At 48.8% G+C, this 12,287-nt stretch carries 9 protein-coding genes and 1 pseudogene; 9 read left to right on the top strand and 1 reads right to left on the bottom strand.

Features of this window, described 5'->3' with window-relative positions:
• Window positions 1-7: 7 nt before the first annotated feature.
• Both GWP40_RS08885 and GWP40_RS08880 read left to right on the top strand, forming a co-directional pair.
• Window positions 8-1,243: a M20 family metallo-hydrolase gene (locus tag GWP40_RS08885; protein ID WP_212565049.1), complete on the top strand. Its 1,236-nt coding sequence runs from the start codon at window positions 8-10 to the stop codon at window positions 1,241-1,243.
• Between the two features lie 15 nt (window positions 1,244-1,258).
• Window positions 1,259-2,311 carry a KamA family radical SAM protein gene (locus GWP40_RS08880; protein ID WP_212565048.1) on the top strand — a complete coding sequence of 351 codons (1,053 nt, stop codon included), beginning with the start codon at window positions 1,259-1,261 and terminating at the stop codon, window positions 2,309-2,311.
• A gap of 174 nt (window positions 2,312-2,485) precedes the next feature.
• Here the strand turns inward: GWP40_RS08880 and GWP40_RS08875 are convergent, their stop codons facing one another.
• Complete coding sequence (locus tag GWP40_RS08875; RefSeq protein ID WP_212565047.1) at window positions 2,486-3,070, bottom strand: hypothetical protein; 585 nt, start codon at window positions 3,068-3,070, stop codon at window positions 2,486-2,488.
• Window positions 3,071-3,339: 269 nt separating this feature from the next.
• On the opposite strand from GWP40_RS08875, the gene GWP40_RS08870 reads away from it, so the two are divergent.
• The 7 genes and pseudogenes from GWP40_RS08870 to GWP40_RS08835 all read left to right on the top strand — a co-directional run bounded on the left by GWP40_RS08870 (window position 3,340) and on the right by GWP40_RS08835 (window position 12,168).
• Window positions 3,340-4,359 carry a thiamine ABC transporter substrate-binding protein gene (locus tag GWP40_RS08870; RefSeq protein ID WP_212565046.1) on the top strand — a complete coding sequence of 340 codons (1,020 nt, stop codon included), beginning with the start codon at window positions 3,340-3,342 and terminating at the stop codon, window positions 4,357-4,359.
• 31 nt (window positions 4,360-4,390) lie between these two features.
• Window positions 4,391-4,774, top strand: a complete 384-nt coding sequence (locus GWP40_RS12880; RefSeq protein WP_230974360.1) for a hypothetical protein — start codon at window positions 4,391-4,393, stop codon at window positions 4,772-4,774.
• Window positions 4,731-6,017 (top strand): ABC transporter permease, encoded by a 1,287-nt coding sequence (locus tag GWP40_RS08865; RefSeq protein WP_230974359.1) that lies wholly within the window; start codon window positions 4,731-4,733, stop codon window positions 6,015-6,017. The genes GWP40_RS12880 and GWP40_RS08865 overlap by 44 nt, the downstream gene beginning before the upstream one ends.
• Window positions 6,018-6,456: 439 nt before the next feature.
• Window positions 6,457-7,120, top strand: a pseudogene (locus GWP40_RS08860) (ABC transporter ATP-binding protein).
• A gap of 258 nt (window positions 7,121-7,378) precedes the next feature.
• A complete protein-coding gene (locus GWP40_RS08855; protein WP_212565045.1) occupies window positions 7,379-8,968 on the top strand; it encodes an NFACT RNA binding domain-containing protein in 1,590 nt (529 codons plus the stop codon).
• Between the two features lie 939 nt (window positions 8,969-9,907).
• On the top strand, window positions 9,908-12,004 hold the full coding sequence (locus GWP40_RS12875; RefSeq protein ID WP_230974358.1) for an SUMF1/EgtB/PvdO family nonheme iron enzyme: 2,097 nt from the start codon (window positions 9,908-9,910) through the stop codon (window positions 12,002-12,004).
• A complete protein-coding gene (locus GWP40_RS08835) occupies window positions 12,004-12,168 on the top strand; it encodes a hypothetical protein (protein WP_212565044.1) in 165 nt (54 codons plus the stop codon). Before GWP40_RS12875 ends, GWP40_RS08835 begins: the two co-directional genes overlap by 1 nt.
• Window positions 12,169-12,287 lie beyond the last annotated feature (119 nt).

Here is a 12,287-nt window from a genome sequence, read left to right as displayed (position 1 = left end):
AGGTTGTATGTCAAATTTTTTAACCGTAAAAGATTTTATTGCTCAACAAAAAGATAAGATGATTGAGCTTGAACGGCTTTTGTGCTCCATTCCTGCTATGGCTCCGGAGTCGGATGGCGACGGGGAGTTGAAAAAATGCGAAGCGCTGGAAGCGTATTTAAAAAAGCTCGGCTTTACTCAATTTGAACGGTTCGATGCACCCGATACGCGGGTATCCTCCGGTATCAGACCGAACCTTGTCGTTACTATTCCGGGTAAAGACGATTCAAAACGGGTTTGGATTATGGCGCATACCGATGTGGTGCCGCCCGGAGAACTCGCAAAATGGGAAAGCGATCCGTGGGTATTGAAGCAGGACGGTGATAAAATTATCGGGCGCGGTGTAGAGGATAACCAGCAAGGACTGACCGGAGCGGTATTCGCCGCTTACGCATTTCTTGCATTAAAGATTCAGCCTGCTCACACCGTAAAATTGTTGTTTGTTGCCGATGAAGAAGTGGGTTCGAGATACGGCGTTATTTATCTTTTAAATAATCATCAGCTGTTTAAGCCGCAGGATATTATCGTTGTCCCTGACGGGGGAGATCCTTCGGGCGAGACGATTGAGGTTGCGGAAAAGAACCTGTTGTGGTTAAAGGTTGTGGTGCATGGAGTGCAAACGCACGCCTCACGTCCTGATTTAGGAAAGAATGCGCACATTGCAGCGGCGGATTTAGCGCTCCGGTTGAATGCTTTGGAAAAGGTATTTTCAAAGCAAGACAATTTGTTCGAGCCGCCGTATTCGACCTTGCAGCCGACAAAAAAAGAAGCGAATATTCCGAACATCAACACCATTCCGGGCGATGATGTGTTTTATATGGATTGCCGTGTACTTCCCTGTTACACTGTTGCGGAAGTGATGGAGAAGATAAAAGTCGAGGCGAGTGCGATAGAAGCAAAATACGGCGTACAGGTTGAGCTTATTATTGATGATTCGGCGGAATCGCCTGCAACGCCTGTCGATGCCGAGGTCGTTACGATGCTGTCAAAGGCTATCGAAAAAGTACACGGCAAAAAAACGCAAACCATCGGTATCGGCGGCGGAACCGTTGCCGCTCCGCTCCGTCAGGCAGGCTTTAACGCTGTCGTATGGAGTACGCTCGACGATATGGCGCATCAGCCGAATGAATACTGTATTATGAAGAACTTAATCGACGATGCACAGGTACTGGCAGCATTGATGTACGGAGTTGATGCGCTGTAAATGTGTGACGGAGGTATGAACGCCGCACCGGATGATGATAGCCGGGGTGATAATCGTTGGAATGATGATTGGCGAAATGAGCGTGCTTGGGATAAGGTTATCCGCTTGCCGGAACATGTTTCGCCGGCGTTTAAAGCCTTGATTACCTCCGCAGAACCTGCCGCCGCTGCTGCGCTGCGCCGGCAGGTTCTTTTCTCCGACGACGAACAGGTCGTGTCGGAGGAAGAGCGGGGCGACCCGCTCGGCGAGGCGCGCTATTGCGTTACCCCGTATCTGGTACACCAATATCCGAACCGCGTGCTGCTATTGAGTACCGGCCGCTGCATCTCGTATTGCCGGTACTGTTTCCGGCGGGAATTTACCGCCCGCTCAAGCGGTTTTATTTCCGATGAGCAAATCGGAGCGGTAACATCATACCTTAAAACACATCTCGAAGTACAAGAAATTCTGGTTTCGGGCGGTGACCCGATGAGCGGCAGTTTTGAGCAGATAAAACATCTGTTGGAAAGTCTCCGTTCCGTCCGTCCCGATTTGCTGATCCGCCTTTGCACCCGTGCGCCGGTTTTTGCACCGGAGCTTTTTACCGAAGATTTTATGACACTTCTCCGTTCCGTCCGTCCGCTTTGGGTGATTGCACATATAAACCATCCGGCGGAACTCGGTACGGCGCAGCGGCAAGCTTTAACCCGCTGTATCGATTCGGGGATTCCGGTGCAAACCCAGACCGTATTGCTGCGCGGCGTTAATGATGAGCCCGCCGTTCTTGCGGAGCTTTTCCACGCGCTGGTATGTATGGGGATAAAACCCGGGTATCTGTTTCAAACGGATTTGGCGCGGGGGACGGCGCATTTTCGCGTACCGCTCGAAAAAGCCGCGCTTATATGGAAAACATTACGTAAACGCCTTTCCGGCTTATCATTACCGCAATTTGCAGTCGATTTACCGAACGGCGGAGGAAAATTCCCGCTTTCCGCCCTGCTGCTCTATGAGGATATTGTCTCCTCGTTAAAAGACGGCCGCTTTTCGGCGCGCGGTATAGACGGAAAGACCTATACCTATCCGAGGTAGATGTATTGCCTAATGACGAGGGAGAAGCGTCATTGCCTTTTATCATCCCCGTAGCCGCTGCACTTTCAATTAATTCACAATTATGAATTAATGAAGCGACCTCTTTCTTTATCGTTCTAATTGTATGAACTGCTATAGCTGAAAAGCAAAGAACAGCGACAATATGACAACCTTTTAAAAATTAGCGAGAAAATAAATGCCGAGAAAGATAGCCAGCCGAGCTTTCTCTGCCGAAAGCTTAGGCTGTGCCGTGAGGCATTCAAGATAATACCAAAAAAGTCCGAAATCGGGATCGATACGGATGGCGTATTCTAAAAAACCTTCGCCGTCGATTTGTCGACCGAAAAGCAATAATACTACATCATGCAAGACGCCGAGACATTCGGGTAATAATTCCTCATAATCGACCGGCTTTTCTGCCTGCTGCATAGATTCACAAAAACTGCGGAGCCGATAGAGGACATCCTCTTTTACATCTTCATCTGCTTTTTCAACCCACATCTTATCGACAAGCAGGCGTACGTTTTTTTCAAAGCTGCGGATGAGGTTGATTTGATAGTGCTGCGTAATCGGCTCGGTACCGGTAAATACCTGTTCAAATGTCCCCCCCGTATGAAAAGCTCTTGCAATAAGTAGAGCCTGTACGGCAAATACTTCAGCATCCTCCGCAGAGAGAAACGCCGGAAGATATTCAACTGCGGCCTTATGTATTTGTTCCGGTAGTTGTATATCGACATCGTTAAAAATAGATTGGAGCATGCCTAAAAATGGTCTTTAATTTATTTTTTGTCAAGTAGTTAGTGATTTATGTCATGCTCTAATGACATTAAGATACTGCTTGCACTTTTTTTGCGAATATACTAGGATACGCATACTTGGGGTGCCGGAACAGTGGATTGGAGCCTTTAAGAACCTCATCGGCTTTTTAGAGACAACTAAATCTATTCGTTCCGTGCTGAGAGCATACCCGAAAAGGCGTCTGTACGGATGCCTTACACCTGATCCGGATAATGCCGGCGGAGGGAATAATGAAGTTACGTCTTTATTTTTTTTTGTTTATCGTATGTTCAATCATACTGCCTTCAACCGCTTTTGCAGGCGGAAAACAAGATACTGCGGAAAAAATCGTTGTTGTCTATACCTATGACTCTTTTGCTTCTGAATGGGGGCCGGGCGCCGAAATAGCCAAACGCTTCAAAGAGCAAACGGGCTACACCGTCAATTATGTGATCTGCGAGGATTCAGGTTCCGTCCTATCGAAAGCGATGGCCGAAAAAAAGAATCCGCGTGCCGATGTGCTGCTCGGTATCAATGCGTTTCTTGTCGATAAGACGCGCAGTGCAGGCGTTCTGGAACCGTATACCTCTCCGAATTTGGATAAAGTTGTTCCGCAAGATGTTATAATGACTGATGATCAACTACTCACCCCGTATGATTGGGGCTATTTTGCGATTATGTATGACACTCAGTCAAAGGTGCCTGCTCCTCAGTCGCTGGAAGATTTAACAAAACCAGAATATGCAAAATCCTTGGTTATCATGGATCCCCGCACGAGCGCTCCCGGCTTAGGTTTTGCCGCATGGACAAAGGCTGTTTACGGGAACGATTATCTTTCGTACTGGAAAAGACTGATGCCTTCTATCCTGACGATGAGCCATTCGTGGAGCGCGGGATACGGGCTGTTTACGGCAGGGGAGGCTCCGCTTGCGGTCAGCTATACCACCAGTATGGCCTATCACATCCGGTATGATAAAACCGATCGGTATCAGGCATTGACGTTTGCCGAGGGGAATATGATCGCACTTGAGGGAATGGGCGTCGTTAAAAATGCCCCGCATAGAGCAGCGGCTCACGCTTTTATCGATTTTATGCTGACCGAAAAAGCACAGGAAGTGTTGCCCGAAACGCAGTGGATGTATCCGGCAAATACCGCGGTGCAGCTTCCCGAATCATTTAAAACAATCCCGATGCCGAAAAAATCGCTGACGATTTCCGGTACCGAGGCGGAAACGGCGGTAGACGCTATTATTTCAGTATTGGAAAAATAACCGTATTTTTGCATTTTTATCGCAGAATTGTATGGATTCAGTGAATTGGAACGCTGCGAAGCGGACACTACTGCAAAACGCTTTTGTAGTAGGCGGCGGGTTGTTATTCTGTGCGGTGCTGATTGCTTTTTTCGTACCGCTCGGAGCTGCCGTTTTTCCGGCCTTTGGCGGAGGCGCTTCTGCAGTGTCGTTCCGGCCTTTATGGAAAGCTGCCCGTTTTACCGTGATGCAAGCATTTCTCTCTGCGGCAGGGGCAAGCGGTATCGGCCTCTGTGCGGCGTTTTTTTGCGCCCGCCGGAGGTTCTTCGGACGAAAGTTGTTGCTCTCTCTTTCGGCGATACCCTTGAGCGTGCCGCCGGTGGTTATCGCGCTTGCGTTTATCCTCTTTTTTCGGAAAAAACGGTTTACTGAATAAACTGCTTGCGGCGCTTTCGGCAGGGCAGCTTTCAATCGGCACCTTCCTTTATTCGACGGGCGGCATTGTGCTTGTACACACCTTTTATAATTTTCCCATCACGATGCGTACCGTATCCGCCGCATGGGAACAACTCCCTGAGGAAACCGAACAAGCCGCTCTTTTGCTCGGAGCCTCACCGCTGCGCATTTTTAGTACGGTGATCTTTCCGGCATTGAAGGCGCCGCTGTGTGCTTCGTTCGTCATTATCTTTTTATATTGTTTTTTCAGCTTTGTGATTATTCTGTTGCTGGGCGGTCTCGGCGTAACAACGCTGGAGGTTGAGTTGTATCAAACCATCCGCAGAGATATACACGCGAGTACCGCGGCGTATATTGCGCTGGTGGAAACCGGTATCGCAGCGGCTGCGGTAGGGCTGTACGCTTATTTAAGGAATAGAACACCCGATCATGCTGAAAACACCCAATACGCCCGCATTCGGTTGAACATCGGCGGCGCAGCAGAATATGTCTTTTTTGCCGCGCTTATCTGTGTTATCTGTTTTTGTTTGCTGTTTCCGCTCGCTTCTCTGGTGTGGTACTCTCTGTCGAGTCCTAAGGCGCCGCTCACGATAACCGCTGATGCGTGGCGACAGCTTTTACAGCGGCCTCACTTTTGGGGCGCGGTGCGGCAGACCATACAGACAGGGATCGGCACCGCTGTGCTTTCCGTAACGGCTGCGCTTTTTTTTGCGTATGCAGCGTTTCAATCAAATCGGAAGTGGTATAAAAGCCTGCCGCTCATTCCTTTTGCAGTTTCTTCTATTGTACTGGGATCGGGGTGGTTGAAGCTTGATACTGTGCCGTCGCTGCTGTTGCTGGTTATTGTGCAAAGTTCGCTTGCGTGGCCCTTTGCGTGGATGCAAATAGAGACCTGCCTCGCAAAAATTCCCCGTTCGGTACTCGACGCCGCCCATCTTTTGTCCTCTACCCGCACGGATGCATTTTTTCGGGTATTTCTACCGTTATGCAAAACCGGTATTATATCTGCGCTGTGCTGCGTGTTTGCAATCAGCGCGGGGGACGCATCGCTGCCGCTTCTGCTCCACATTCCGAACTTTGAAAATCTCGCGCTGATGCTGTTCCGCTTTGCCGGTTCGTATCGGTTCACCGAAAGCGCCGGTATCGCGGTGATTCTTGCTGTGCTGACTGGCTCGCTCTTTTATATTCAAGACACGGCGAGGGAGCGCGGACAAACGCATTAGACGTTTTGTCATGTCCGCCACGGATGGCGGTGATACTAATCAGCAGCAAGTTTTTCGTTAGAAAAACTTGTTATGAACACTGTACAAGGAAGTACAGTGTTCATATTGTCCCGCAAAATAAAGAGGCCGTTCAACCAGAACTGCCATGGATGGCAGTAGTTCCATACAGTAGCGATGTTTTGTGTGCACACAAAACTCGCCTTCAACTGCTGTACACGGATGTACAGCAGTTGAAGATGGTTCAAATGGTCTCACGGCCTCTTTATTTTGCGATTTATATCAACCTGTCTGATGCGTTTGTCCTTCTGTGGAAAAAAGCGTTCAAAATTTTATTTAAAATTTTGAACGTAAGGAAGACAACCGCTTGGAAAGATTAAAGTGCGGTTGCCCTGTGTATCAAAAGTGCGTATGGTAGGGAACGTATATGAAAGGTGATTCGATGGTTTTTCCGATAAATAGAGAGAATGGAGGAAGTGAGGCATTTCTCCGGCTTGTTTGTTTGACGAAGCGGTTGCCGTCAAAGACTATCAGTCTTTCCTGTTCGGTGGAAAAGGCTGGGACGCTTGCGCTGCTCGGTTCGTCGGGCTGCGGTAAGTCAACCGTGCTTAAAATGATCGCAGGTTTATTGCCCGCCGATTCGGGAAACGTCTTTTTTGAACGGACGTGATATTACCGATGAGCCTGTCAAAAACCGCAGCGTCGGTATGGTCTTTCAGGACTATGCGCTATTCCCTCATTTAAGTGTCGAAGACAATATCGGGTACGGCCTCGTTTCGCAAGGGATATCAAAAAGGGAAAGCAGGCGGGCTGCTGCGGAATGGCTCGAACGTTTCGGTTTGACCGGTATGGAAAAAAGACGGATTGAAGGACTCTCCGGCGGGGAGCGGCAGCGTGTCGCCCTTGCGCGGGCGCTTGCGGTAAACCCGCTCGTGGTCTTGTTCGACGAACCGCTTTCCGCTCTCGATGCTCCGTTACGGCTTAAACTCCGCGAAGAGCTCAAAAAACATCAAGCTGAAATGCGGTACACGGCAATATACGTTACCCATGACCGCGACGAAGCCGAGTACCTCGCCGACAACATCATCGAGATGCCTTCCTCCTGATCGAAATTTTAGGTATCATTTCTTTAAGCTCAGGGCAAACGCATCAGACCGATAGATGCCATTTCACAAGATAACGGATACTACTGCCTAGAACCAGTGCTTTTGAAAATAGATGGTGTAGCTACAAGGAGTTAGCTGAAAATAAAGCGCAGGCGTATCTATGATACGTTGAGCATTTATTTTCAGCGTGCGACGCAGTAGATGCGCCGTATATTTTCAAAAGTATCTGATGCGTTTGCCCTGTGACTGGAGGTATGGATGTCGCTTAATTGCGCTGAAATTGATAAAATTCTGGAAGAGCTCGATTTGGAAGGCTCATACATACAAAAGGTGGTACAGTCATCCTATTCCGTGATGGTGCTGCACCTCTATAAGACCCGCCCGATGAGTTTGGTCATCTGTCTTGAACCGGGGGCGTGCCGCCTGCATGAAACTACGCGGAAGATTCCTAAGTTCGACAAGCCGCTCCGTTTTATGGAGCTGCTCCGTTCCCGTCTCCGCGGCGCCAAGATTACCGAGGCCGTTCAGCTGAACAACGACCGCATTGTCAGGCTTTCGTTGGAGACCGCTTCAGGTATGCTCTACCTCTATATCCGGCTGTGGAGCGGGGCGGCGAATATGCTGCTTGTCGATAACGGCATTATCGTCGATGCCTTTTACCGCCGACCTTCCCGCCATGAAGTGAGCGGAGAGCCATGGCAGCCCCTGCCGCGGGAACATCAGACTGCCGGTAGGTTAGAAATCGAAGCGGCTGCGATGCAGACTTTTGGAAACAAGCCAAGTGTTGCGACGGACGTTGAAGCAAAGACCACAGAAAGCGCATCCGCTGCTGTATCTTCCGCATCGAATGCAAAAAACACGTCTGCTGTCGTATCTTCTCCTGCCGCTGACAAACCGGTAAAAACCTACACCATCCGCAGCTATGATGCGTCCAAGACCTTTAACGAAGCGATTGATGAATGGTATGTGCGGCAGGCGCCTGTGCTTTCGCTCGAAGCGCTGCGTGCGGAAGCGGAGCGTTTTTACGGTCTTAAAATAGAGAAGATTTCCCGTGCGCTGGAAAAGCTCGAAGCAAAAAAGCATTCGTTTTTGCAGGCGGATACGCTGAAACATCAAGGTGATTTACTCTTGGCAAATCTCTACCGGATTCCACAGGGTACCTCTTCCGTAAAACTGGAAGATTATGCGGCGGACAACCGGATTATCCGCATTGCCCTCGACCCGAGAAAAACCGCGCAGGAAAATGCCGCCGGATACTATGAGCGGTATAAAAAAGCTGTTTCGGGGCTTGAGGCGCTCACCGATGACATCGAAGCCTCTAAGCGGACGCTCGCCGCGCTTAACGAAGAGCTTGCAAAGCTGCGGGTTGAAGAAAATCCTTACCTTATCGAAAAGGTGCTGCATAAAAGAAAGATACCCGTGCAGCGGAAACAGGCGGCTCAAGAAAAAGAGCGGCCGGGACTTACGTTCTACCATGACGGATGGATTCTGTATGTCGGTAGGACAGCCGCCGAAAACGATGAGCTGCTACGGCACCACGTGCGGGGCAAGGATATGTGGCTTCATGTGCGGGACTATTCCGGCGGCTATGTCTTTATCAAAAACAAAAACGGAAAGACCGTTCCACTGCCGGTGCTGATTGCAGCGGGGAACCTCGCCGTGTTTTATTCAAAGGCGCGCCGGAACGGACAAGCCGATCTCTACTACACCGCCGTGAAGGATTTGCGGAGGGCGAAGAACGCGCCGAAAGGAACCGTACTCCCGTCAAACGAAAAAAATCTTTCCATTAAACTTGATCCGGCGGTTCTGAAACAGCTTGAACAGTCGCGGGAGGAAGTGCTTAGCTGATGGGTACGTTGTAATATTTAATGGGTAACTATATTTTGGGCGTTTCGGCCGGTCAAACATCGACATAGATGTTTGACCGACCGTCGGGCTTTGCGGGGTTCCGCTAGCGCTTCATTCCTGCGGAACAGCTGCGCTGCCCCTCCAATCCCTAACGCTTATTATCTATGCCTCTTACCAATTAAGTTGTTTGCAGCAATGCCGTATGTATCCCGTAATTCCAGCACTTTTGAAAATAGTGATACCGGATACAAGGCGCGTGTAAAAAACAACCGGAGACGTGCTTTTTGCACGTTGAGGATTGTTTTTTACTAAGCAACGCCGTAGACGGTATGCATATTTTCAAAAGACCTTGCATTTCTCAATATTTGCCCCTATACTTATGATTATGCTGAATAAGTGTATACTATTACCGCAGTATCGATTATCTCCCCCAAAAGCGCAAACCCTGTGCAATGTACTTGACATACCTGTAGCCGTCTGGAACACTTACTCAGCAACTCAGCAACTCAGCAACTCAGCAACTCAGCAACTCAGCAACTCAGCAACTCAGCAACTCAGCAACTCAGCAACTCAGGCGTAGAGTCTGTCTGCGCTCTGAAAAACGGGCAGCTTTTACATTCAGACAACAACATCATTATTTCTCATCAATTTTTGCAGACGGCAAACGTACTGTTAATCTTTTCCCTATTAAACCGCAAAGAGTACCACGTATGCGGAGTCAGATAGAGGAGAACATTCCTTTCAAAACTTTAGCGTACTCTGCGTCTCTGCGGTTAATTAAAATAAAACCACTCAGCATACAAAAATCACAAAAGAATCACCGGTAAATACCAAACCATATTCCAACCCCTTAGCGTCTTCTGCGTACTTTGCGGTTAAAAAATTTAAGGAATAAACCGTTTAGCGGTTGAAAATATATAAGTGCTAGGAGGAACAAGTATGAATAAAAATAGAAGAATAAATCGGCTGTTGAGCCGGTTAGCAGTAGGATTGATGCTTGCTGCAATGGCCTTGTTTACCGGTTGTCCGAATAAGATAACGGTTAAACCGGAAACATTTGCAGTAACGTTTAGTGCCGGGGAACACGGTACGCTTAAAGCAAAGGCGGACGGCGTAACGGAAACGAATAAAAGCCCGATAAGCGTCGAAAAAGACAAAACAGTTGTGTTTACTGCGGTGCCTGAAAAGGGTTATGAAGTAGAAAAGTGGACGGTCAACGGTACTGCTGTGGCAAATAATGTAAGTACAACGTATAGCCATAAAGTAACGGCTGCCGTAACGGTAAAGGTAAGCTTTAAGGCTTTGCCGCCTTCTGCCGTCGCTGTAACGGGTGTAACGTTGGATAAGCCTACGGTAAGTCTTGTAGCAGGAACTAGTACAACACTGACCGCAACGGTTGCTCCTACAAATGCTACGAACAAAACAGTAACGTGGAGTTCTAACAATCCTGATGTTGCAGCGGTAGACAAAGACGGCAAAGTAACAGCGAAAAAAACCGGAGAGGCAACGATTACCGTAACAACTACAGACGGCGGTAAAACAGCGAGCTGTACGGTAAAGGTGCTCACCCGATATACCATTACGTATCACCTAAACGATGGAACGAATGATAGCGGTAATCCTGCAAACTACACGGTAGAAACGGAAACGATTGACTTAAAGGATGCAGAAAGAACAGGCTATACCTTTATGGGTTGGTATGAGAAAGCGGACTTCAGCGGTGGAATAGTAACGGAGATTACAAAGGGAAGCACGGGCAATAAAACGCTTTGGGCCAAGTTTCTTGAAAACTACGCCATCACCTACAACCTCAACGGGGGAAGTAACCATGCCGACAACCCTGCAAAGTATACGATAGAAACAGAAACAATCACGTTAAAACCTGCGGAGAAAGCAGATCATATCTTTTTCGGCTGGTATGCCAGTGCAGACTTCAGCGGTGAAAAAGTAACGGAGATTACAAAGGGAAGCACGGGCAATAAAACGCTTTGGGCCAAGTTTCTTGAAAACTACGCCATCACCTACAACCTCAACGGGGGAAGTAACCATGCCGACAACCCTGCAAAGTATACGATAGAAACAGAAACAATCACGTTAAAACCTGCGGAGAAAGCAGATCATATCTTTTTCGGCTGGTATGCCAGTGCAGACTTCAGCGGTGAAAAAGTAACGGAGATTAGAAAGGGAAGCAGCGGAAACAAAGAGCTGTATGCAAAGTTTATCGAAATGAAAATGATCGATATTGCTGCGGTAACAAACGGAAGCGTAGGAGATAACTCTCAAAGCGATAACAACGTGCACACGGTAAGCCTTACTGCCTACCGGATAGGGGAGACGGAAGTAACGCAGGAGTTGTGGACTGCGGTGATGGGGGAGAATCCGAGTAGGTTTAAAGGAACAGGAAATCCGCCTGACGGCAGTGAAGTGCAGGAAAAACGGCCGGTGGAGAGCGTGAACTGGTATCATGCAATCGCATTTTGCAATAAGCTGAGTAAGGCGTGCGGGCTTGAGCCCTGTTATACAGTTCAAGGCGTAGACTTCGATGCACTGACCTTTAGTGCCATACCAACATCTAATAACAATGATTGGAATAATGCCGTATGCGACTGGAGTAAAAACGGGTTCCGGTTACCGACGGAGGCAGAATGGGAATGGGCAGCTATGGGCGGAACTGAGCATAAATGGGCAGGAACGAATGTGAAAGGGCAACTGATAAACTATGCGTGGTATAGCGATAGTGATGGGGGAAATGCAAATAATAAGACGCATGAAGTGAAAAAGAAGCAGGCGAATGGGTACGGGCTATACGACATGAGCGGTAACGTATGGGAGTGGTGCTGGGATCGGTATAGCGTCTTACCCAATCCGATGCCACCGGATTATGCAGGCCCAGCTGATTCCGGTTCTCGCCGCGTCAGACGCGGCGGCTGCTGGAGCAGCTATGCAGGCGGCGCCGCTCGTGCGTTTCGGGGCAGCAACTTCTATCCCGTCAACCGCTACTACGATCTGGGTTTGCGTGTGGTCTCGCGTCCCTGATGAAAAATGTACATCCTTGTACATTTTTCATCGACGAGTTTGAGGCGAAGCCTCAAACGTCGCTGTTGCGTGGAACCAGCGGCATCCATGCCGCTTTTGCCTGTGAGGTTGAGCGGCAACGGGCTGTTGAGCAGTGTACGTCCGTGTACACTGCTCAACGATAAGTTTTTCTATCGAAAAACTTACTACTGTTTGGAACCACCACCGTCCGTGGCGGTATGCGGCGAAACCGAACCGGCAAAATGTGTAGAGGTGGTGCAGTATAGTTTTGAAAAAAAGATGA

It is taken from the genome of Treponema vincentii, from assembly GCF_018336815.1.
GTDB lineage: Bacteria > Spirochaetota > Spirochaetia > Treponematales > Treponemataceae > Treponema.
The sequence above is the reverse complement of the archived record's forward strand: the minus strand, read 5'-3'. Positions and strand labels throughout refer to the sequence as shown.